At 35.5% G+C, this 22993-nt stretch carries 18 protein-coding genes and 1 pseudogene; 6 read left to right on the top strand and 13 right to left on the bottom strand.

Going from position 1 to position 22993, the window contains the following annotated elements:
- Window positions 1-90: 90 nt before the first annotated feature.
- Window positions 91-456: a WD40 repeat domain-containing protein gene (locus tag H6H03_RS41890; RefSeq protein ID WP_190959508.1), complete on the top strand. Its 366-nt coding sequence runs from the start codon at window positions 91-93 to the stop codon at window positions 454-456.
- 20 nt (window positions 457-476) lie between these two features.
- Here the strand turns inward: H6H03_RS41890 and H6H03_RS34315 are convergent, their stop codons facing one another.
- Complete coding sequence (locus H6H03_RS34315; protein WP_190959483.1) at window positions 477-617, bottom strand: hypothetical protein; 141 nt, start codon at window positions 615-617, stop codon at window positions 477-479.
- 159 nt (window positions 618-776) lie between these two features.
- Between H6H03_RS34315 and H6H03_RS34320 the strand changes: the two genes are divergently transcribed.
- Together H6H03_RS34320 and H6H03_RS34325 are read left to right on the top strand one after the other, a co-directional pair.
- Complete coding sequence (locus H6H03_RS34320) at window positions 777-1268, top strand: thermonuclease family protein (protein ID WP_190959484.1); 492 nt, start codon at window positions 777-779, stop codon at window positions 1266-1268.
- Window positions 1269-1354: 86 nt separating this feature from the next.
- On the top strand, window positions 1355-2302 hold the full coding sequence (locus H6H03_RS34325; protein WP_190959485.1) for a 5'-nucleotidase, lipoprotein e(P4) family: 948 nt from the start codon (window positions 1355-1357) through the stop codon (window positions 2300-2302).
- Between the two features lie 91 nt (window positions 2303-2393).
- On the opposite strand, the gene H6H03_RS34330 is transcribed toward H6H03_RS34325, so the two are convergent.
- The 3 genes from H6H03_RS34330 to H6H03_RS34340 form a co-directional block, all read right to left on the bottom strand.
- Complete coding sequence (locus H6H03_RS34330) at window positions 2394-4448, bottom strand: protein kinase domain-containing protein (protein ID WP_190959486.1); 2055 nt, start codon at window positions 4446-4448, stop codon at window positions 2394-2396.
- Between the two features lie 22 nt (window positions 4449-4470).
- Complete coding sequence (locus H6H03_RS34335) at window positions 4471-5661, bottom strand: phosphate/phosphite/phosphonate ABC transporter substrate-binding protein (RefSeq protein ID WP_190959487.1); 1191 nt, start codon at window positions 5659-5661, stop codon at window positions 4471-4473.
- Window positions 5662-5751: 90 nt separating this feature from the next.
- Window positions 5752-6312 carry a hypothetical protein gene (locus H6H03_RS34340; protein ID WP_190959488.1) on the bottom strand — a complete coding sequence of 187 codons (561 nt, stop codon included), beginning with the start codon at window positions 6310-6312 and terminating at the stop codon, window positions 5752-5754.
- A gap of 722 nt (window positions 6313-7034) precedes the next feature.
- Here H6H03_RS34340 and H6H03_RS34345 point away from each other — a divergent pair.
- The 3 genes from H6H03_RS34345 (at window position 7035) to H6H03_RS34355 (ending at window position 10260) form a co-directional block, all read left to right on the top strand.
- Entirely contained in the window at window positions 7035-7316 is a 282-nt protein-coding gene (locus tag H6H03_RS34345) for a class I SAM-dependent methyltransferase (protein WP_190959509.1), read from the top strand.
- A gap of 404 nt (window positions 7317-7720) precedes the next feature.
- Window positions 7721-9271 carry an ATP-binding protein gene (locus H6H03_RS34350; RefSeq protein ID WP_190959489.1) on the top strand — a complete coding sequence of 517 codons (1551 nt, stop codon included), beginning with the start codon at window positions 7721-7723 and terminating at the stop codon, window positions 9269-9271.
- Between the two features lie 2 nt (window positions 9272-9273).
- Window positions 9274-10260: a response regulator gene (locus H6H03_RS34355; RefSeq protein ID WP_190959490.1), complete on the top strand. Its 987-nt coding sequence runs from the start codon at window positions 9274-9276 to the stop codon at window positions 10258-10260.
- A gap of 231 nt (window positions 10261-10491) precedes the next feature.
- Here the strand turns inward: H6H03_RS34355 and H6H03_RS34360 are convergent, their stop codons facing one another.
- From H6H03_RS34360 to H6H03_RS34400, 9 genes and pseudogenes are all read right to left on the bottom strand, one after another.
- A complete protein-coding gene (locus H6H03_RS34360; protein ID WP_190959491.1) occupies window positions 10492-10716 on the bottom strand; it encodes a hypothetical protein in 225 nt (74 codons plus the stop codon).
- Window positions 10717-11377: 661 nt separating this feature from the next.
- Window positions 11378-12488: pseudogene (locus H6H03_RS34365) on the bottom strand (IS1380 family transposase).
- A gap of 205 nt (window positions 12489-12693) precedes the next feature.
- Window positions 12694-14535 carry a GmrSD restriction endonuclease domain-containing protein gene (locus H6H03_RS34370; protein ID WP_190959492.1) on the bottom strand — a complete coding sequence of 614 codons (1842 nt, stop codon included), beginning with the start codon at window positions 14533-14535 and terminating at the stop codon, window positions 12694-12696.
- Between the two features lie 73 nt (window positions 14536-14608).
- Window positions 14609-15361: a hypothetical protein gene (locus tag H6H03_RS34375; RefSeq protein ID WP_190959493.1), complete on the bottom strand. Its 753-nt coding sequence runs from the start codon at window positions 15359-15361 to the stop codon at window positions 14609-14611.
- Window positions 15362-15545: 184 nt separating this feature from the next.
- On the bottom strand, window positions 15546-16211 hold the full coding sequence (locus H6H03_RS34380) for a hypothetical protein (RefSeq protein ID WP_190959494.1): 666 nt from the start codon (window positions 16209-16211) through the stop codon (window positions 15546-15548).
- A gap of 99 nt (window positions 16212-16310) precedes the next feature.
- A complete protein-coding gene (locus tag H6H03_RS34385; RefSeq protein WP_190959495.1) occupies window positions 16311-17318 on the bottom strand; it encodes a PD-(D/E)XK nuclease family protein in 1008 nt (335 codons plus the stop codon).
- A gap of 6 nt (window positions 17319-17324) precedes the next feature.
- Window positions 17325-19532, bottom strand: a complete 2208-nt coding sequence (locus H6H03_RS34390; RefSeq protein ID WP_190959496.1) for an ATP-dependent helicase — start codon at window positions 19530-19532, stop codon at window positions 17325-17327.
- A 35-nt stretch (window positions 19533-19567) separates the two neighbouring features.
- Window positions 19568-20923: a NurA domain-containing protein gene (locus H6H03_RS34395; RefSeq protein WP_190959497.1), complete on the bottom strand. Its 1356-nt coding sequence runs from the start codon at window positions 20921-20923 to the stop codon at window positions 19568-19570.
- A gap of 15 nt (window positions 20924-20938) precedes the next feature.
- Window positions 20939-22966, bottom strand: coding sequence for an ATP-binding protein (locus H6H03_RS34400; protein WP_190959498.1), 2028 nt, complete (start codon window positions 22964-22966; stop codon window positions 20939-20941).
- Window positions 22967-22993 lie beyond the last annotated feature (27 nt).

Below are 22993 nucleotides of genomic sequence, written 5' to 3' on the forward strand. Positions count from 1 at the left end.
TATGAACTGGACAACAAAACTTCTTAATACATTAAAGGTACTTTTAAAAGCTATAGTTTGTGTTGGGATGACACTAATTTTTAGTATTATATATTATCCCATGCCAGTTCAAATTGCGTGCGTGCTGTAGCTTTTAGTCTTGATGGTCAAATTTTGGCTAGTGGTAGTCAAGACAATTCCATCATACTGTGGGATTGGCGAACTGGAAGAAAAATCGGTTCTTTAACCGGTCACATTAAAGCAGTTACATCTTTGGCATTTAGTCCTGATAATAAGATGCTTGTCAGTGGTAGTGATGATAAAACTATTAAACTATGGGATATGCAAACTCAATTACAAACAATGAGTCTTTCTGGGCATTCATCTTATGTCGAGTCAGTAGCTTTTAGTCCAGATGGCAAAACTCTCGTCAGTGGAAGTTATGACAAAACTGTTAAAGTATGGCAAGTTGATTAATCTTCTAATTCAGGGTAGTACTAAATTATTCGCGCTAGTGACATTACTAGCCAGTTGCCTTTTGCCTGACCAAGTACTGCATTAATGTGTAGCGACCACAGCACTCTTACAACTGGCTGCACTCCGACAACAGAAATCAGAATTTCGGCTGTGTTGTTCACACAATCTTCTGTTTGTCTTTGCGTCTTGTTATGTTTATTGAAACTGGAACTGAAATAATTTAGATGCCAATTTGCCAAAATGCTCAGAAGTTTCTTTTACTTCAGATTTAACCTCAGTGCGGTTAAGATTGTGGTTCCCTGAACTACACCCTCAGCAACATGAACTCATTGCAGAAAACTGGAATTATCTTTGCTGCCATCACCCTCGTTAGTACTGCTATTTGGCTTATTACCTCCCAGAAAAACTCATCCATCGCTCTAACCGAAGAATGGGCAGTAGTGGAAGTAACAGATGCCCAAAGCATGATTCTCCGGCAAACCGATGGTAACCAAATGCAAGTTCGGCTGTGTGGCATTGATGCATCAGAGTTAAGGAATAAAGCTAAGGAGAAATTGCGATCGCTTGTTGCAATTAACGATAGCCAAGTGATGGTTATTCCGGCGGGAAAAGATGAGCAGGGGCACACTGTTGCAGAGGTAATGGTTTACGGTCAAGGTGAGGCTGAGATTAGTTTTCAGGAAGAACTACTCAAGAGTGGATTGGCTAGAACGCAGCAAGCTGGGGTGGAATGCCCCAATCAAATAGCTTTTGAGAATGCCCAGAGGTTGGCGATCGCATCAAAGGCAGGAATATGGGGGCAAAGGAAGTGACATTTTTTCTAAGTGTGTTATAAGTGTACAGATCGATTGGCTAACAATAAATATTCACTGAACTAGGTCAAGGACAAATCCATAAAATGCCTCGCCCATATATTAGGTTCGTTACATTTTCTACATTAGCCGCTTCAAGTTTGCTTGTTTTGGGACTCAAACAAGATACGCTAGAGATTACCAATGCACAGCTAAATGAACAATCCGTATTAGCACTGAACTGGGTACAGCAATCAGGAGAGTACCAAGCCCTTACTTATCAAGCTTTCAATATAGGCCAGATTGTCTTCAACCAAGCCAAAGCTAAAAAAGTACGTAACCCAGCCGTGATTGTTGATATTGATGAAACAGTGCTTGATAACAGTGCTTATCAAGCAGGCTTTATTGATACGAATAATAGTTTTGACCCAGTAACATGGAACAAATGGGTAGCAGCAGCCAAAGCCAAGGCTGTCCCTGGTGCGGTCAAGTTTGTGAATTACGTTAATGATAATGGTGGCACAGTCTTTTTTATTTCTAATCGAGATAAGAGTAGTAAAAAAGATAGCCAAAACAATGATTTCGAGATTGCAACTATCAATAATTTAAAATCAGTTGGGTTTAAAGGTGCTAATACTACTACAGTATTGTTGAAAGGTGAGTTCACTAAAGTTATTGATGGGAAAGAAAATACTTCAAAGCAATGGCGACGGGAAGCAATCGAAAATGGTAAAGCTGATGGCAAAAAATACACAGTGATTGCTCTACTAGGCGATAATCTCAATGATTTTGATGAGACAGCAGGCAAGAGCAATCAAGAGCGACGCAATCACGTTAATAATAATCGCCAGCGTTACGGAATATTTGATGCAGATCCCAAGAGTAAAACAATTGAACCTGCATATATTGCCCTTCCCAATCCTATATATGGGAATTGGGAGACAGGATTGTATAGCCCCCAAGCTGTTCAAAAACAAAATGCTTGGGATATGAGTCCTTCACAGAAAAATCAGCAACGGAAGGAGTCCTTAACTCGTTGGCTACCTAATCAATAATTATTATAATTAACGGCTTGTGGAAACGGAAAGCTGAATAATCCGTTTCCAAATAATATTTATCCGTTATAAGCTCTGTTCAATATCTCACTCAATTAATTTGAAGTTGCTCAGGTTTCTGGATTTGAAGTAAAAGCTGGTTATTTTCAACCAAAGGCTGCACTTTGGTAACATTTACCGTCTTGCCGACTAAGCCGTAAGGTGGTGGGGCATTAGCAACTTGGTTTAAAATATTAGGGGTTATAGCTATCAAATAGGTTTGATTCTCTGCTGTTATAAGAGTAAAAAATAATTGGCCTTTTTCGCTTTTATACTGCTTAATTTTACCAACAATTATAGATCCATTTTGAGAAGTAATATCAGTTTTATGACTGGTAGGTAAAAGCTTATTAAGTTGTGTTTTGACTTGAGTAATTATCACACCATAAAAAATAAGCATTGTAAGAATACTTACTAGCAGTAAAACTATTTTTGGAGATAATAGTATTTGTTTCCATCGTGGCTTTACTTCTACTGGTAGTTCTTTTTTAGCATCTAATATTGCTAACTCTTCTATAACTTCTGTTACCGTTTGATAACGGTCTTGACAGCTAAAGGCAATCATCTTATCAAGAATTTTTGCTAAATTATTGCTAACTTTACAATATTTTTTCCAATCCCAAGTATTATTATTTACGTCAAAAAGGATATCATTATTTCCATTACCTGGAAGGATACCTGTTAACAGCCGAATTGCTGTTAACCCTAGTGCATAAATATCGCTACATGGGTATACTTGACCTTGGAATTGCTCATTAGGCGTATATCCCGATGAAGCAACTACAGTAGCTGAATAACTACTGATACCTGAGCCTAAGCTTATATTTTTAGAAACTCCAAAATCAATTAAAACAAAAGTGCCATTTTGCCTTTTAATAATATTTTCTGGTTTAATATCTCTATGTATTACTTTTTTTTCATGAACAAATTGTATTATTTTTAATAATTCTTTAAGAAAGATTTTTATTTGTTCTTCTGAAAATTGCCCAACCTGCAATATTTCTTGGCGTAAATTATTACCATCAATAAATTCTTGTATTAAATAATAATATTCATTTTCTCCAAAAAAAGCTAGTAAATTAGGTATATTAGGATGCTTACCTAAATTATTTAACTGCTGTGCTTCTCTTTCAAATAATTCTAAAAATGTTTTTTTATTATTTGTCCCTTGTTGACTTGGCAACAATTGCTTAATAACACAATGCTCATCTAGCTTCTTTATATCAATAGCTTCAAAGGTACGTCCAAACCCACCTTCACCTAAACAGCGAATAGGAATATATCTTCCATTTAAAATTAAAGATGAACCACAATTAATACAGAAATTAGTATCAGGAAAATTTTCATAACTACAGTTAGGATTTAAACATAGCCTAAATGTTTTGATAGATGTTGGCGGTTTAATATTCTTTAAATTTAGTTTGGTAGCTGTTTGAGACATTAAAACCTGTGTTTTCTGCAAACTACCGACCGATCTATTTCGAGCCGATAATTGCATCTGTTCTAATTGTTGCTTTACTCGCTCAACATTGAGTCTTTCTTGTTGAGCTTCGTGTTCGGCTAACTGCCGTAGCTCTGCTTCTTGAACCAATTGTGCTTGTGCAAGTTCAGCAGTAGCATAATTAGCTTGAGCTTCTTGACGAAGAATCTCTAATTGTTTTTTAAGTGCTTCTGTTTCTTCAAGCGGATCTGGTGGAGGAATAAAAGCCCCTACCTCAAAGTTAGAATTATTGTTAAAAGTTTTATCAAACCAAATCGCTAATTTCCAAGCAATTTGAAGAGTATCTAATGCAGTTTGATGATCTCCTCGATCTTCATGAACTGCTTGATTGCCAATTTTGCGAATGTGTTCAAACAGCTGATAAACTTCGTGAGGAATACAAGCATCTTGTTTTAAACGTCTGAGTAGACGGTACTGCTCTTCATCACTTTTTACGTAAATTCCTAATTTTGCTGCTACCAACTGAGCAAGTAATTCTCCAAAGCGGCGTAGTTTAGTTAGGCAAGCAAGAGGATCGTCTTTAAAATACCTCTCAGCTAATGTAGCAATTTCAACTAAATAAACTTCATGAGTTGACAAAAATTGGAAATTAGGTGAATAAACCACGAAATAATTCTCCAAAATATATTTAATTTAGTAATACTAATTGATTGGCTTGGCTTATTTTAATTATCCAAGAAGCATCACTAAGCTTTTTAGGTTGAGAATTTATTTGCACTTTACGGTTATTAATCTCTACAATATTTGTAATTCCTGGTATTTGATTAATAATTTGTTGTGTAACCTCAACGTTATATATTTGTTTATCAGATGAACTAACTAAGTTCAACCAAACAACTTTTTCATTAATCGCTTTCCATCCACTAATCCTACCTATAACAGTATTAGTAGGATTTGCAGGGAAGACATCTAACTGTGGAGACTGGCAGAATAAAGAGATAGGGTTCTTTTGAAAGTTAGAACATGATAATACTTGTTCTGTTCTTCTTACAATCCCTAAAAAAGCACTGTAATCCGGTTCTTTATCTGCATCATAATTTGATTGTTTTTTTATTGCTTTTGGAGCATTTAAAAGTAACTTTATTATGGTGTTACGGTCTTGCTGTGTAAGATTAGGTGATAAATAAACTCCAGCACTAGGAATATTACGGCTTTGGTGAATTATTCTGATTTCTGGGTCTTTAGGATCAATCGTATCACCAATCGCTCCTGCTCCTACATCAACCTCTCCAGCCTTAACCATTTTCTTTATATCCCCTCCTCTATGACCCATATCAACTGTTAATATTTTGCCAAATAAGTCATACACAGGCATATAAAAACTAGATGCTGAATTAAATGCACCTAAAGCAATAACAGTTTTTGGTTTTAAATCGTTGAGAGAATATATAGTACTATTTGAACGAACATAAATCCCAGATTGATAATAAGGTGGCCTATCTGGAAACATTCTGGCAGCATATTCATATTTGTTGTCTTTAGCTACAACAGAAAGCATAGGGGATAAAGTGAAAGCTATATCCCACTTTTTCTGCACGAGCAAGTTTTTTGCTTCTTGATAAGAAAGTTCTTCATTGCCATCAATACGAACATCAATAGGTTTTTTTAGAACAAAATCAATAAAACTATTGGGACTAAGCTCATCTTGTAAATATTTAATAAGCGATTGCTGATATTTCTGGTTGCCTAAAGTTCCAATAGATAAAGAGTTTTGACTTAACTTAGGTTTTTGTAAATAGCTAAAAAAAGAAGTACTTAAATATCCAGTTAACGCTATTCCTAGTATTGCAACCCCTAATATAGCTTTATTAATTTTCATGATTGTACTCAATTTATAATCTACCTAATTATCAAAGTAATATTGATTTAAAATACTGTTGTATTTTTGCTTTAGTGTAGGAAATAAAATTTATTTTTTTCTACAAACTGCATTAATAATGCTAAGTTCTACTGGATCGCTAACTTCTACATCTACAGGATATGCGCCACCAGTAATATCTTGTGCTGTATAGCTAGTAATTGCTTTATTGTTCGCATCCAAGAAATTAATATTATAAATACTCCGTATTTTTGTTTTACAGTTTACAGAGTTAGAAATAATTAATGCTTGGGTTTTAGTTGGTGCAAAACAAGTAGTTTTGCTACTAGAACGTTCGCCACAAATTGAACCATTAATTGCATAGTCATAAGGACAGGCGCATCGTTGACCGTTATAAGGACGGCGAAGAGGTATAGAGTTATCATTCATTGCAGGTTTGGAGACTACTCTAGCTGTTGTATAAGATTTTTCTTGCCCTTGATTCTTGATAGAGTTAAAATCTAAAAAATTTATTATCCCATCGCTATCAGTAATTATTCTGACAAATTTGGACTCAGCAATTGATTTCCCACTGTTAAAGAAGACAAGTATTAATAAGACTACTGAAAGCCCTAATACTGTTAATTTTCTAGTATTTTTAGACTTGAACATTTAATACGTCCTAGTATTGCTATAAAATTACATTTTTGAATTTATGTTTGTTAGCTCTTCAATTGTCAAAGAGCGAATTAGCTCTCGAATAACATCTGTTGCCGATCGTCCTGTAATTGAACAGTATTTTTCTAATCTTTCTGCTTCGCCCGATGTCAGATTAATTGTTATTCTTTTAACAGCCCATTTCTTGTTCACTGTTTAATTAGCCTTATCCGAATCTATTTCTCTAATATCAATCATTTAAACGATCCCCACGAGTAAGACTGCTTTGTTGAGTAATGAACTCGCCTACCCCTGATTAATAACCAAAGTTTTTTGAAGCTCGTTTAGTTCTAAGTTTGACTAACTAGCTTAAGTATCAAATGGTATATATTTGCTATATGATAACCGTATAAAAATCTTATTAAGTTCAGTAGATACGCGCAAAAATATTTCTAAAAACAAAAAATTTTTAGACAGGTGTTTAGTTAGTTTTTATAACTAATACTAGACTGGACATAAACTTAGGATCAGACAATTGAACTGCTAGTGCTACGGTAATGCTAAAACTTCAGGTAATAGATGAAGTATCTACAATCCAAGGCGAAGTTTCCTGCACAGCCTTAGTAATGGCAACTAAACACGCAATCAAAACCGTCAGGGCAGCAATACCTTAGCCAGCTTGGTGAGAGAAATGGGAATGAGATAATAGTGACAATCCTCTTGCTAATGCGCTTCGTATCCAGTTTGTTGCAGCCCATACCCGTTTTTTTGATGACTTTATCTTGTTTGTGCTGCCCGAAGTTAAACAAGTAGTTTTTCTAGGAGTCAGATTAAACACAAGAGCATTTCGTCTGTCCTTCCCACCGCAGACTCGTTTGTATGAAATACATTTACCAAAACTAATCCAGTACAGAGAAATAATCCTGCAAAATAAACAAGCCAATTGCCATCCTCAAGCGATCGCCCTGGAAGAAGTGAACCTAGAGTTCCTAAAACCCGCCCTAAATCCTACCCATTGATACAATAACCGAGATAACAACGGAGCAAGCAGCTGTAAACTGCTTAATTTATAACCGTTTCCGTTTCTTAATGCCATTCATAGGGTAATTACTTACTAAGCATTTCCCTTTATCAAACGGAACTAGTATTCATCTCTGAGCCTGTGATCTAGATCAGTGGCATATATACAAAAATAGGTAATATTTGCAACTAATCAATATCATTGTTAAACTCTAGCTAGTAAAATCTCATAAATGGTTATACTCTGCTACGGCAACCATATAAGAAAACTTCCTTATCGGTTTCATTACTTGTATGTCAACTCGTCCTCAATTCGGGCTAGAGCATAATCACGAAGATATACACAATTACAAGATACTCATCAAGACTTATTGGCAATGTCAATTTAGAACAATAATTCCAAATGAAAATCAACTATAAAAAGCTAAAGCAAATACTTTTAATACTTTTAGTATCCTTTAGCATGACCATATTCCTGAATTATAGTAATTATGTAAGATATAACAGTAGTCTTTTTGCTATTCAAACTGTTGATTTTAATATTTTATCTCATACTTTACCTACAAAATTGTCATACACATTGATTGAAGGTAATTTAGAAGAACTACAAAGAACGTTGGATAGCAATTATGGCTTATTTGGTTTAGTCATAACAGATTGTAAAGTTATAGAAGATAAATGCCCTAACCAAAAAATATTATTTAGTACAAACTCTAGATATAAAAATAAAAATTATACTACTGAAAATCTATCTAATAACCATTATGACTTTTTAAAAGATCCTGTCCCGTTAGTAGCTGAAGGATTTTATGAAAGCTCTTATACCGGAGATAGGCTTAAAACTGGTAGACGCAATGAAGGTAAAATTATTGGAAGAGTTTATTATATACGTGTTGATAGACCTGATTTTCTTACTTCACAAATTCTTTGGCTTAAAAAACCTTTTTACCCCAGAGGAGTAAATATACTATATACAATAACATTAATGCTCTTCCTTACTATGGGAATTTTACTATTCTGTATAATTCAATGGGTTACTTATAAATACAGAATCCAAAAACATCTCGATCAACAAAAGTATGAAGAGCAACTAAAGAATAATGAAATAAAAAGACTTGAAGCTGAAAATAAACTACTAAGAATAACTTCATTTAATAATGTATTTGGGCAAGTAATAGAACAAGACTTTTCCTCAGTAATCGGTAATCGGCTTCAAGAACTTGATAGTATCTTAAAAAATATACTTTTGAAAATTGATTCAGATATTCAAAATATAGTTCATGATATATATAAAGCTCCTTTATTGTTTAATTTAGGTTATACACCTAGAATTATTAATGAATTTAAGAACAAAACACGCAACTTAGAAATATATCAACCCTTAGTTAATTTTTTACTAGAAGCAAACGAAACAATTAAAACATTGGACTGGGTTGTTAAGGATTTACGAGGTACAACAAGGATAGAAAGCGAGCCGACTCTAATCCAAAAGGAAATAGAATATTTAAGCCACAACTTACCTCCTAGCCTTAATGATTGGAAAATAAATTTTGATTGTGATTCTTATCCTTTGTGGATAAACTGTAATCCCTGGCATTTCAGAAGCATAATAAAGAACGCTTTATATAACTCAAGTGCAGCCCTTAAAAAATATCGTCGCAAACTTAAGATTAAAGATTTCCAAGGTTATATTTTAGTTCGCTGTTACACGCATGATTGTACAGCAATTATTGATATTGAAGATAATGGGCCAGGGATTCCTTTAGAAATGCTTCCACTTCTTTATGAATCTTCTGAGCGTTTAAATAAAACCGCTGGTGAAATAGTTGGCAATGGTAGCATGATAGTTTTCGCTTATCTCAGCTTACACGGAGGTAAAGTAGAAAAAATGAATCTTGATAAAGGTGCAAAAGTCAGTTTTAAATTTCCACTAATATCTAATGAATTAAGGTAAACATGGCACATTTTTTAATTGTTGAAGATGAAGCTGCTATTCGTAGAGAATGGAAGTCTCTTTTAGAGAAGGAAAATCATACTTATGTGGAAGCAGCAGATGTCGATCAAGCAATAGAGGCTATAGATAAAAGTGAGAAACAGTGTGAAGGATTTGATTTAATTTTACTCGATCATCATCTTGGTGATGAAACAGGAGTTAATTTATTAGAAAATCTTGATGTTAGCTATTGCCAGCACCGTATTATAGTCATTACTGGTCATGCTAGCATCCCTCTAGCAAGAGAATACGCTAAAATTGGAGCCATAGGGCATTTAATTAAGCCAGTCTCAGAGATACAGTTTTATATAACAATTAGTTCCTCACTAGAACGTAGATATATATATGTAGATGAAAAGGAAAATTGGGAATCTGCATATCATTTTCTTCAAGAAATAGGATTGCTTGATTCCATAGAAAAATTAAATACTGATTCAGCTATGCTTTTAGAACAATATGAAGCTTTAAAAGCAATTTATGAGCAGTTAATTAATGATTTAGAAAAAGCAAGTAATAAAGATAGCGAAATTGCTCAAGCCTATAAAAAAGCTAGCGATACTCTTAATTCAACTCCTGGTAGTTTTGATTCTATTATTCCCTTTCTCAATGGGTTTTTGTTCACGCCTACATTTTTATCTGATATCAAAAAAATATTTACTTCTGAAAGATTGCACTTTTTTATACTTCAATCTTATTTAAAACGTATTAAAGAAAATCCTTCTGCTTACAGAATTACACGTATAGTTAATACAGCCATAACTCATTTTGAGTATCGAATTGGTAAAAGTTATCGGTTATATTTTCGTAAAGAAGGAAATACAATTATCCTTGAAAGATTTGGTCATAAAAATATTCAAGATAAAATTATTAGCTTTTTAGACAAAAATTGCGAAAATTATATAGAGAATTTACTTGTTCAATCTTGTATATTTACTAATGTTACAGGCTAATAAATAAAAGTGTTTAACTAATCTCTGGGTTAGCAAAGCTCTTTCCTTTGGAAACTCAAATATATCCGTGATTGCTCCTGAGATTTCCTTTCTCAGCACTCCGTCGCCAGCAGCCATGTCTTTGGCATAGCGTGTGGCAAGCCTTGGCATCTGCAAGAGAGTCGCGGATGCCATCGATAATGCGGTAATACTTGGGGTTGCTTTGCAGTTACTTCTAAATCTTGTAAAGTTTTAAGCATCTCTATGTTTAATAGACACTACATTCAAGAAATTTTCATTTTTATTCACATTCAGCTTTTTTTTAACTTTTATTTGTGGACGAAATAATTGTATTCCTCTTGATTGAGTTAATGCATAAAATCCTCTATAGGCTTTTCTAAATTTCTTCAGTGATAAACCCATATATTTTGCTACCTTCTCTTCAGTTATATCTTGAAAAATAGTTCCAGAAGACACCCCTGCTAAACTTCGGACAGTGCCTGCAAGAATTCCATATTTACATTCTGCTGTGTTCTTAGGATTGAGGAAGTATTTTACTAATTGGGATAAAGAACTTAGTTCTTTGCGTTTCGTCTTTTCTTCTTTCCAGTAATCATACCAACAACCGTGTATCTGCCAAGGATATCCTAAGCTGTTAAAGAAAACTGAATCTCCGTTACCGTTTGTATGGTAATAAACATTTTCACCACATTTCTTACATTTAGTTGGATAAGTCTTCGCTTCTACATTATCCTTTGATTCTTTAAATTGTTTCTCATTAGTATTAGTTAATTTAGACGTATTTCTAGGAATATAAATACTAACATCTCCTCCAAAACCACAATTACAATCTGAAGGATGATTCCAAGCATTACACTCGGATTTCTCACAAGCAGTAAAAAATCAATTTACATGACCTGATGTGATGCTTTTTTCTAATACATCATCAATCAAAATTTAGGGGCAGAGATAAATTAAGTATAAAACCATAGCTATTAAGTAAAAATAATTACTATTTTTTATTAGTAGTAAAATTAAAATGCTCTGTTCATAAAATGCCCGCATTCCAAAACAAGACTTGAATCAACCCAAGCCTTATCATTGATTAGAAATAAGAAAAAGGCAATTTAACTTCAATTTAAGCAGTATTAGGTAGCATTTTTAAGTGTCTATGAGCAGTAGCAAAGATATGTTTGTATGGGCAAGAACTAGTAATTGCAATTAAAATACGACGTATACTTACAGTAATCAAAGCTCCTAACTTTAATAACTTGGTACGAATAGTCCCAACAGTAGCATTTTGTAATTCGGTTTTAGTTAAACATTTTTGACGCAAAGCATTCATCAAAACGTAAGCTAAAGAAGAAAACTATAAACGTAATTGATTTCCTGCAAATGTATGAGTACTAGTTCTATCACTAAAAAGTTCAAGTTGTTGCTCCTTAAACCGATTTTCCATCTCCCCACGCTTACAGTATTTTTGTGTGTACAGTTTTGATGGGTACTAAAATCTCAACATTATTCCATTGTTGACGTATTTGTTTAATCACTCTCTGCAATTCTGATAACGCCCCAAATGCTGGGTCTACATTAGAAGGACGAAGTTTGGCTGCTAATAAGTGTTTTCCACAGAAAATATAAAGTGGAGCATAGCAGTATCCCCCATAATAAGTATTGAAGAAAACTTGCTCCTGATTACCGTGTACTAAGTCATCAGTTACATCTAAATCTAGAATAATTTGTCGTGGTTCTTTGGCGTAAGATTCTAGAAATATTTTGACAAATAGACTTTCAATTGCTTCTGAAGAATGCCTAATTTTATGATAACGACTGTCTGCTCCCTGTTCTAAATCTTCAGGGCAATGTTCTAGCCTATTTAATGTACTCTTTCCTGCCAATGTTGCAGGTTCATTCTCTACTCCAATCCTATTTCCTAATGCTATAGCGAACATCTGGTCGTGACGTAATTCTTCATGATCATTCAAGTCTTCATACCCCATGACCAGCCCGTATATTCGTTGTCTAATTAAACTTAAGAGTGAATGGTCAATCCGATTTGGCTTTCGGTAATCTTGGAAACACTGTGCAAACTTTGATGTGATTTGCAGTTTTCTGTCTATTTCAGCAATTAAGCTCAATCCGGCATCTGATGTTACCGCCCCACCCTGGAAATTAACTACAATCGGGCGTGATTTTTCAACAGAGAATTTGAACTGTTTTGGTGTACGATCTGTGAGTACTGGGGTCATGCTCTATAGCTGCTGAAATGCTTATCCTATATACATTTTCGCAGTTTTTGACCCCCTTTTTTTGTCTCTTTGTGAGAAATCCGGGTACATGGCATATTGTTATACAAGTATTACTAATGGGCTTCAAAGAATAGATATGTAGAAAAAATTAAACTATGTAAATCTTAAAACAGAATCATTGCTTGCTAAGTAAATCTATCTCTAATCACTCCTCTTCATCTACAACATCATTAAATGCTGAATCATCCACCATTAATACAGGCTTGCCCATAGCAGCTTCGATTTTCGCAAGTATCATACGTTGGCGTGTTACCATAAATCCCTCAAAATCGTCTTTTCGCAATGTTACGGGATCAATTTGGTGTGTCGTCAGAAGTGCATCCATAGCTGCATCATCAAGCTGAACATTTTTATGCTGTTGAAGCTGAATTAAATACTCACTCGGAGCTTTACCGCCAATCATCCGGTTTGCTTTATACGATATAGGGGTTTTGTTAAGAATAGAGTTATAGCGAGATGCGGGAATCCCCTGCTTGTCACACCAACTCTTCGGGAAAATATGATGAATATCAAGTCTGCATTCTTCCCAGTCATTTTCATCTAGATCCTGAATAGTGGACTTCCAGAAAAAGTCTTTAGCACCTTCACGTTGAATTAAGGCATTAACGCCTTTATATGCAGCACTGGTTCGGGAACGTAAGCTTCCTAAACGCGCAGGTTGAAAATTAGCATCCCGAACAGTTGCAGGTTCCTCCTTACCATCCTCAATCCAGTCGATAAGCTGTTGAATATCTAAAGCCATACGAGTTTCAACTGCCCCGCCGTACAATTCACCAAGGATACCGCACCAGAACCAACGCGCTATTTTTTCGTAAACTCTCGGTTCCAACCAGCGATCGCTCAGCAATGCCATGACTGCGGCAAGCGGAATAAGTTGAGTGCGGTAAGGCAAATCGCCAGTTGAGAAAAACGATTCCTGACGCAAGAATTTTGCAGCTTTCCAATAACCCTGCACGAGAGGCTGTTTCCATTTTTGAAAAGCATCTACAGGTAAAGATAGAACAGCTTCGCGCTTGGCAGTCACACCTGTTACTTGCTTACCAGTTTTACCTGCTTTTAAGTCTTGCTGGCGTTTTTCCAAAGTGTACAGCAGCGTCAGCCCCTGTAAAAACTCAGTAGGTTGAACTTCACGTAACAAGCGTTGCTTTCTAAGATGAGCTTGAATACCTTCAATCCCTTCGTGACTATTACCAAACCACTCATCCCGCAAGTTAAGATTATCAGCAGCATAGCTGGCTGTAATTAATTCAAAGACTGTTAACGGTTCGCCTCCTGTATTTACTTTTTCAAAGACAAGACATACTGCCTCTTTTTTGTTATTGCGGTTAAGTTCGATGATTGGTAGATCGTAAGAACGGAATTCATTGAGGACTTGGGCGCGAAACTTCATGTAACGCCCAAATTTACTTGAGTCGTAGTTATTTAATCCTTCTTCCCAAATATCAGAGTTGAGAATTTGATTGCATGGGAAATAAAAGTTTTCGTATTCTTTCTCTGGCGTACTAAGGTCAAGCTTGATATCACGCCCAAAGTTTTCTTTTTGGATGCGATCTGCATCAATGCTAATAATCGCACTTTCATAATTTTCTGGCCCTGATAAGGCTGTTTCTATATCAATATAGTAATAACGCTGTACTAGCTTCTTTTTAGAATCACGAGTTTGTACAGGTTGCTTAAATATTAATACTTGCGTTAATGAAGTCAGCCGTTGTTGCCCGTCAAGAAGCAGCTTTTTCAATTTGTCAAGTGTTGCTTGTGTTGGGTCTACCCCCTCAACAGGTCTAGCTTTAAACTTAGCATCACCACCAGCCTCAAGTAACATAATTGCTCCCACAGGGAAAGCACGAGCAATACTGACTAAAAGCGAACGGATGTGTTCATCATCCCAAACCCAACCTCTTTGAAAGTCAGGTAATTGAATTTCACCCGTCACAATACTATTTAGCAAAGTTTGCAGTCTTGTTTTTGTAGAATCAAATGTAGACATAGTAAGAGTTGTTTAATTTAGTTTATTGTTTAGTAAATTTCTTCTAAGCCTTTGGTGAAATAAGGGATCGCATTTATAACGATGGCTTTTTAGGACATTTACCTGTTGTGTGCGATTGAAAATTTGTAGTTTTAACTTTCACACTGCAATAAGGGCAAATTGTTTGTGAAGGTAATACCACTGAAGGCTGAGAACTAAGAACTTTTTTATTAGACGTTTTTGAGGACAATGAAGCAGCTAATATTGTAGTTACTGAAGAACTAGGTTGATTGGACTTAAAAAGTCTATGAACATTAACCTTTGAGAGGATCACATTCGCAAAATCTTCAGTTGAAATAGATTGAGAGCCAAAAATTAAGTGATTCCCATCAAAACTTGAATAATACCCTTCATACTCGTAACCACTATAGTTAGCAACAGATTTTCTCACATCCATCTTCAGCTTGTGTTTTAATTCATCAAGTTTTAGAATTTCCCTTACTTCTGCATTATCTAAAAACGTTAATAAAGTTGACTGGCATCGTAAAACAGCTTTACTAATTAAAAAGGTATTGCCTCCAAAGTTTATTTTCCAATCACTTCTAGTAGGAGTTGAGATTTCTTCCCCTTCTGCCCTTAACGCATTTATTATTGCGTATGCTTTCCCTATAGGGTCGTAGATATGTTTGAAGTGGTTTGGTGCGTGTACTGGATGCTTGGAAGGGTGACTATACCAATAAGCTGATTTTTTTATCAGTTCTTCAGCTAGAGAACGCTTAACATATTGCTCAGGAGCTATATTAATAATTCGCTCTCTTTCTTGTGCATATACTTGACTTTGTTTCATAAAAATATTTATTAATCTGATTTAAACCACTCATAACAAATCAACTTCAAATTCATACATTAGCTTTCAATTCATATTGCTATAGTATTGATACGGTATACTTGGGGTTGCCTTGAAACAGCCAGTAGGTCATTGTTTGGTAGATATGCTTGAGGAGATGAGATTAGCGATCGCTTACAAATTATTATGCTGCGTTCCTATCCTCACGGAGGTAAAGCGAAAATTCACGCGATTCAATTTCAAATGCACTGAGCATCAACTTGATTCTGTCTCGGATAGTGTTAGCTGATAAATTGCCTTCAGCACAGATACCACTATTGATTTCTATAGCTTTTCTGAAGCTGCTTTTATCTCTGGAGAAAAATACTCCACCACGAACAGTTTTAGCATCAGGGCTGTCTACAAATTCTTGAAAACGTTTTATATCCTTAGCTGCTAATTGCTTACAGAATAGTTCATACAGATTCCGCCAAGTATTAATACCTTTATAAGCTTGCCCTTGCAATATAAAACCATAAGGACGTTTATAAGTAAAATTTTCATCAACTGTATATGGCTGAGTTGTATCAAGCTCTTGAATAATTCGATCGTGTTCTGGTGTTCCCTTTTGGGCAACATCCGCTACTTCAATATGAACGTTAGTAAACTGTTCTATTATTTGTGATATTTCTGAAGCATTCTGGTTAAAACTGTCTAGCTTCTGATTAAAATTTAACTTAAATTCAACTCCTTTTTGCAGGGCTTGTGAATCGTTATGCTCAATGTTAAGCCAAATATCATCAGAAAGTGCTAACAGATTTTCTTGCACTCGCTCAATGTCAGCTAAAATTTGTTGTACTCTTTTTTCCATTGTTCCTCTCCATTAATAAGTAAATTGGAAAACATTAATTAGAATTCAATCTCTAGCGAAGGTTAAGTTATATTTCGTGCTTAATCAGTTTTAGAAGAGTTATGGATATATAGGTTTAACTCCTTTACCACCATTAGGTGTTTTACAATGCCAGCGTAAATCACAGCTTTTACAATCTTGTTCGCTGATATTACCTGGAGCAGCAGCTTGCCATTCATTTGTACAACGCGATTCCTCAATCTGATTTACCGTTTTGGTAAACTCATTTATAGCTACTTCAATTTCATCAGGCTCAATGCTGACTTCGATTAAAGCATTAACTGGACGCTGAGATGGACAAGTATCACCATCAAGTTCGTTAAGAAAATACAGAACTGCTTTCTTAGGTAAAACACCATATTTACGTTGGTAAAGGTAGGCATAAACCCGCATCTGAAACTCATAAGTTTCTAAGTCTTTTGGATTTAAACCAACACGGCTACTACCTTTATAGTCCCACATTTCACAGTTTGCAGGGTCTACATTTTCATCGATTGAGTCTACCAGTAAATCTACAACTCCATGAAGAATATGCCCTATCTGATCTGCTTGTAGCCTATGCTCTGTATCTCTAACCCTTGGATATAACACAGCACCTTCTAAAGCATTGAAGTATTGCAAAATCTTTACAGCTTGAACTCTAGTATTTGACCTAATAGCTAAAATTCCTTTACTATTTAGCCCATTCTCAACCTGAAGAAAATATTTAATGATCTCACTTGGTGGTAACGGTACGGTCTTTTTATCTTTCTGCGCTTCTTGAACTTCATAAAAATAGTTATGAATTTCTTCTTCCTTTAGTATTAGCCCATTATCAGGTATCGAACCTTTAGTTGATGGCTCCACTATTCCATGAAAATGAGCATGGCAGCGATCTAGAACTTGATGAATTACAGTACCAAAATAAGTTTGTGTTTGCTGTGCAGGCGCATACTTGTGAACATTAAAAGCAGCATACTGAAGTCCACAACGTCGAAAAGAAACAACATCTTGAGTGACGCTGTATCGGCGTTTTATAATTGTTTTTTTAGATGCAGGTATAGAAATACCTTTAAAAGGCTTTGGCATATTTATTTAAATTAATATTGTATTTCTACGAAATTCAGTAGTATTACGAGATGGTGCAGCTACATGGTTTTTAATATGATCTTGAGTACCTACCAAAATAAGGCCATACTGCGCGCGTGAATAAGCCACATAAAGCAAGCGAATATCATCTTCGATTGCTAGTAGGTCTGGAGTTCTCGTACTTCTAGAATAAATATCTTGTCGAAACGGCTCTAAATCGCGCTCAAGAATTTGTGCGGCTCCAGCTTCTTTCTTTTGTCCAAGTTGTGCCACAAAAACAAACGGAAATTCTAAACCTTTTGACTGGTGAATAGTCATTATAGGAAGATATCCTTGAGGGACTATGACTTCTTCATCCTCATCATCATCAATCCTAGCGTCAATTAAGTAACTGACAAACATTGTATAAAAGCGATTTAGAAAATCTGGCTCAATACCAGTTCTATCAGTGTTTGAACGCAAGCCATCTAATTTAAAACTGTGATAGCCATCAAAAAGACGACTGACTTTAGAAAGACGTAGATTTTTTACTGGATCTTTCTTCCATGTTTTAAATGGTTCTAATGCAAGAATGCGATAGATTATTTCTAGTAAATTGAGGTTTAGGAAAACACTTTCTTTATTAGATGCACACAGCTTGGGCAGTTCTAAATTACTACGGTTTAAGTAGTCAAATAATTCACTAGTAGAGTAATTAAGATTTTGTTTTACATTGTAAAGAGTCTGAAACCATTCCTGGATAGTTTTAACCCATGACAGTGGTTCTCCTTTGGGATCTTTACAATCTTTAAATGTATGTTTTATATCAACAACTTGTACTAACGCTGCTAACAAACACTGTACTTCCTCCGATTCCATAAAGGATTTTGACCGAGGATTATAAACGGGAATATTGTGTTGCTGAAATGCCTGAATATAAGGCCCTGCATTTTTTGGCGAATCTTTAGCACTACGTAAAAGTAAAACGCATTGACTGAGATCGGATATAATTCCATCACCTATTAAATGGTCTTTGATTAATCCAGCTACAGCATTTGGTAAATCTCCTGCTTTCTTCCGTTCAAGCCAAGATACAGCAGGATAGTTACCGCTAATGGAAGACGCTGCTTTAACTGGATTTTTCTCAGGCGCACGTACTCCGGGGACTATCATCTCTGGAAAAGAAGTTATGTATTTATTGAAAAAATTAACTATATTAGTATGCGAACGATAGTTCCGATCCAATTGAATTTTTTTCGGAGATTTACCCAAAGCTACTATGCAAGCCTTATCAAAGTTGACCATGCAAGATACATTTCCACCACGGAATCGGTATAGTGCTTGATCGTCATCACCAACTACAGTAATGCTATGTGAAGTTTGATTAGCGAGGGCTAGGTAAATTCTTTCTTGAATCGGGTTAGTATCTTGATATTCGTCAACAAGTATATACAGAAGAGGTGGTTGATTTTCTCCATCTCCCTCTAAAAATCTTTTTCCAGCAGCAGAGGTTAAGAATTTAAGAAAACAACCTTGAAGATGAGCAAAGTCACATCGGTACTTATTTCGTAACTCTTGAGTATACTGTTGATAAAAATCTGCTAGAGTTGCCCAGTTACCTCCAGCTAGAAGCATTTTATCTACATCAATATTGTCTTCTACAATGTGGTTGAAAAGAGTTACTGCTGCCTTAGCACGTTTCCACTTACCAGGGCAGTAATCTTTACTTCGCCAATCAGGAACAGTGTGAGCAAACTGTGTCCAGAAGTTTAAATCTTGATAATTTGCTATTGAGGCATAACGATAAACGAATAAATCCTGCTCTACCTGATCTAACAATCGAACATTTTGGTATTCCTCATAACGGTATTCTTGCAGAATATCATTGCATAAACTATGTAGCGTTCCTATTCTTATGTCAGCTAAATCTACGGATAGAAGGCTAGAATCTGCCTTTTGAAGTCCTGCTAAATAACTTGCAAGACGGTCTTCCAGATTACGTGCTGCTTTTTGAGTAAAAGTTGTTAGTAAGATCGAGCGCGGTTTAACATTATCTACACAAAGTAGTTTTAAAGTGCGTGTAACCAATACTTCGCTTTTTCCCGAACCTGGCCCTGCTAAGAGCCATAAAGAACCTTGACTATACTCAACGGCTTCTTTTTGTTTGTTATCCAGGTCATAACCACGAGCATTAGGTTGAGCAAGACAGGTATGAAATGTAGTTAAATCTATCATTTATAAAACTTTCACTTAAGTTGAAATATCGAATTTCATTTACTAATAACTTGATTAGCAAATTTTTGAAGTATCCGTTGACTTGGATGAGCAGAGAGACTGACCAATTTATTAACAAGAGCTACAGGGAAAAGTGCAGAGTCATACATATCACAGTGGAGAGCCTCTACATTTGCTAATATTACTTGTAAATTGGGTAAATCATTTTCAGTAGGAGTCTTTTTGAGTTCTCTGACTGGTACTGAAACAACGTGCATCTGTCCACCACGAGTTTTAAAAATAACCTTATGCCCGTAGTTGCTAGTAGAGGCATACGGACGGCTGGGGTCTCCTGCTCCAGGTAAGATGTATCGATATATGTATTCGTCTGTTAAGATTACAGCTTCGCCAGAGTTTAAAGTTTTTTGGATTTCATGAGCGTGATCTACAAATGCACCGCTTTTTTCCAAACCAGCGAGAAGAATATTCTGTTTATTCAAAAGCCAGTTTATTAGGTCACGCATTGGTCTATGTAAACCAGCTGTCTGACCAAAAAAGCCTGTTGAACCGTCTTTGATAAAAAAGATTTTTTTCACTATATCAGGCTGAGTGTTAAATAACTGGCGAATTAAATGAATAATAATGATATGTTCAATCACATTCACTAAATAACCTAAGATTCCACCCGCCCCTATTTCTTCATCGATAATTTCATGTAAACGGAAAATATCAGTTAGATAAATTATTCCTCCTGTCTCTGGGCAAGGGAATGTATAATCCTTACTCATATTTTGCTCTGATAAAGTAACTGGATTACCAGTTGGGCTGAGAGGATTGGTAGCTAAAAACCAGTTTTTATCTTCTTCAGTTCTTTTTCCTCCTTTATAACGACGAAAAACAAACCATGCTAAAGTATCAATTAAACTTTTACTTTCATCTAATGTATTTTTAGTAAAAAATTCAAAAATAGTTTTTAAAACACTTCCTTGGAGTGTGTTTTCATCCTTTAAACGAATATTTTTAGTAGGTAATGCTAGTTTAAGCCTGTTAATATTCTTGAGTTTTACCATGTCTTCTGGTGCAATAAAAGCGCTAGAATCAACCTTAATTAAATCTTCCTGTTTAAAAAATAATGCACCAAATTGTAAAAAGTGGATACTCCGAGAGGGGAAATCCTTGTCTAAAATAGCTTCAGTATAGCCTCCATCGACGGCTATAATTGCTTCAACGGGATTATTAGCGGGTGGTATAAAGTTGACAATTAAATCTGTTAAAGGAATATCTTCTGCACGAGGTGGTATGTAGACACGCTCCATCAATGCTTGCACCTCTGAATCATTGATGAGGTGGTGATGAGATGCTTTACTTGCAGCCTCAAAAGGACGGCGGTTGTTTTTACTAGAATAGCCCATACACTTTTCCTACTATTAAGTAGCTGAAATTTGTTCTGGCGGAAAACGGTCGATTTGAACAGGAATTACAAAGGGATTACTGTAAGTTTTCATCCGCACAAATCCCTTATCTGTATCTTGGCTAAAGCGAATTAAGCTTTCAGTAAAATCGCTAAAATCATAATATTTTCGTAGCTCTTTAATCTCATCTTCGTTGTTAAGGTGTGAAATAAACCAGTTTTGAGTTGCTTTCAAGATGTTGCTACTAATAGAGCTAACTTCTTGAGTTGCATAGATAAGTCCTAAATTAAGTTTCGCTCCTTCCTTTGCTAAACGGTTATAAATTTGAGATAAATCTTTATCCTCTTTTTTAGGAAAAAGATTATGAGCTTCTTCAAAGTAAAATTGAATAAAGTTATTAGGACGCGTACTGGTAAAACGACTAATTGCATCTGCGAAGATGCGAATACAAATCCTTTCACTAAACATTCGTTGAATTTCAGGATTTCCAAGTGATAAGTCAACAATTACAATCTTGCCTTGTCTCAAGTTATTTAATATATCTCGATCAAAAGGTTCTTGAAGTGTGCTGGTGTGTTGTTCAATTACTGGTTTAAAAATTCTGAACCCTGAGCAATTAGCTCCTCCACCAGATTTACTTTTACGAGTAAGCATCACTAACAGGGCTTTTAAATCTTCATCAGCCCATTCGCGCTGGTTTTTTTGTCTGTAGTTACTAAAAGCAGAATCACTATCATAAATCTCCCATAGCGATTCCCACCAATTAGCCGCATCCTCAAGTGAAATACCCTTACTAGGATCAACACTAGGACTAACAGCATTACGAACTTCCAAATTTGCACTGAATTTTACTTGAAAATTAGGCGGTGCTTGAAAACCTGCTCGATGCAAACAACAAAGATAAACAGCGATTCTGCGGTCATGGCGAGTAGAAGCTGACCCATTTGTATCGTAATCTTCTGGTCGGGTTAGATCTACTGCTTTAAAATTTGTTACGAACCGAGTAGTATCGTCAGCAATTGTTGGATAACTTCTTATTAGGTCAAATCCATTTTCAATTTCATTATAAAAATTAACTTTCATTTCCAAGAAATCAGGCTTTGGTACAGTAGAATATCTAACTGTTTGCTCCCGATATAAATCAAAAATAGCTGTACCTTGGTCTTGTAAGTTAGGGTTAGCGTACTCTCCATTAATATCAAATATTATTTGACCAATAGGATATTTAGGATTGTTATCTTCTGTAAAAGGTTTTAGAATTTCATCAGGATTTTCTTGATTCTTATCTAGTTGAAAAGTTGCATTGTTACTCATTTCAACGCAAGCTTGAATTATTTTTTTAACTGTATTTGATTTACCCGTTCGGGTCATCCCAAATAAAGCAGTTCTTTTACCTGCAAAATCAGGAGCTTGAACGTATACAGGAACATCCGCTTCATCTTGCTGGAATCGGCGACTGGAGCTGTAGCGAACTTTGCCAATTTTTATATCGCCCACTCCACCAGGAGCGCCATTTTCTCTATAGTTAACGATGTATTTCAAGACATCTATAGATGGCTTAACAACTGAATAATTGTGTGCGCTATAAAAGTTCTCTAAATCTGCACCGAAACGGGTTTTACCTGTGTTGTCAGTATAAAAAGACCCAAGTACACTACATTCGAGTCCGCTAAAAGAAAATTCATAGCGGGTGAACGTATCTAACTGAGATCGTTGATTAGTACCTGTACGTATGTTGTCTTTGTAGTATTCAACCATACTACTGATTACTTCCTGATCCGTCGGTAGTTTTGTCGGCTGGATTACGCGAAGTAAAATTGCTTCAGCATTTGTAGGATCATCCAAGTCATTGTCATAATAAGCTAGTAAGAAACATCCCTGTGGAATACCATTAGCTCTTTGTTTCCACGCATCAGCTACGAGAATTTCTGCTTTGCTGTAACTTAAACGAAAAGGGCGACCAACAAAAAGACCTGTATCCCACTCTCCATCTTTACTACGTTTAAAAAGGTCGACTTGTGTAAGTTGTCTACTAATGCTCATAATGCTTTTGCTATTTGAGTGTTTGAG

It is taken from the genome of Nostoc paludosum FACHB-159 (genome assembly GCF_014698835.1).
Lineage (GTDB): Bacteria > Cyanobacteriota > Cyanobacteriia > Cyanobacteriales > Nostocaceae > Nostoc > Nostoc paludosum.

What these genes read in the sequence shown, in the direction of transcription:
- H6H03_RS34380 (WP_190959494.1), bottom strand. Translation starts at nt 16,211, where the DNA reads ATGGAAAAAAGAGTACAACAAATTTTAGCTGACATTGAGCGAGTGCAA.
- H6H03_RS34395 (WP_190959497.1), bottom strand. Translation starts at nt 20,923, where the DNA reads ATGGGCTATTCTAGTAAAAACAACCGCCGTCCTTTTGAGGCTGCAAGT.
- H6H03_RS34375 (WP_190959493.1), bottom strand. Translation starts at nt 15,361, where the DNA reads ATGAAACAAAGTCAAGTATATGCACAAGAAAGAGAGCGAATTATTAAT.
- H6H03_RS34370 (WP_190959492.1), bottom strand. Translation starts at nt 14,535, where the DNA reads ATGTCTACATTTGATTCTACAAAAACAAGACTGCAAACTTTGCTAAAT.
- H6H03_RS34390 (WP_190959496.1), bottom strand. Translation starts at nt 19,532, where the DNA reads ATGATAGATTTAACTACATTTCATACCTGTCTTGCTCAACCTAATGCT.
- H6H03_RS34350 (WP_190959489.1), top strand. Translation starts at nt 7,721, where the DNA reads ATGAAAATCAACTATAAAAAGCTAAAGCAAATACTTTTAATACTTTTA.
- H6H03_RS34340 (WP_190959488.1), bottom strand. Translation starts at nt 6,312, where the DNA reads ATGTTCAAGTCTAAAAATACTAGAAAATTAACAGTATTAGGGCTTTCA.
- H6H03_RS34320 (WP_190959484.1), top strand. Translation starts at nt 777, where the DNA reads ATGAACTCATTGCAGAAAACTGGAATTATCTTTGCTGCCATCACCCTC.
- H6H03_RS34355 (WP_190959490.1), top strand. Translation starts at nt 9,274, where the DNA reads ATGGCACATTTTTTAATTGTTGAAGATGAAGCTGCTATTCGTAGAGAA.
- H6H03_RS34385 (WP_190959495.1), bottom strand. Translation starts at nt 17,318, where the DNA reads ATGCCAAAGCCTTTTAAAGGTATTTCTATACCTGCATCTAAAAAAACA.
- H6H03_RS34400 (WP_190959498.1), bottom strand. Translation starts at nt 22,966, where the DNA reads ATGAGCATTAGTAGACAACTTACACAAGTCGACCTTTTTAAACGTAGT.
- H6H03_RS34325 (WP_190959485.1), top strand. Translation starts at nt 1,355, where the DNA reads ATGCCTCGCCCATATATTAGGTTCGTTACATTTTCTACATTAGCCGCT.
- H6H03_RS34335 (WP_190959487.1), bottom strand. Translation starts at nt 5,661, where the DNA reads ATGAAAATTAATAAAGCTATATTAGGGGTTGCAATACTAGGAATAGCG.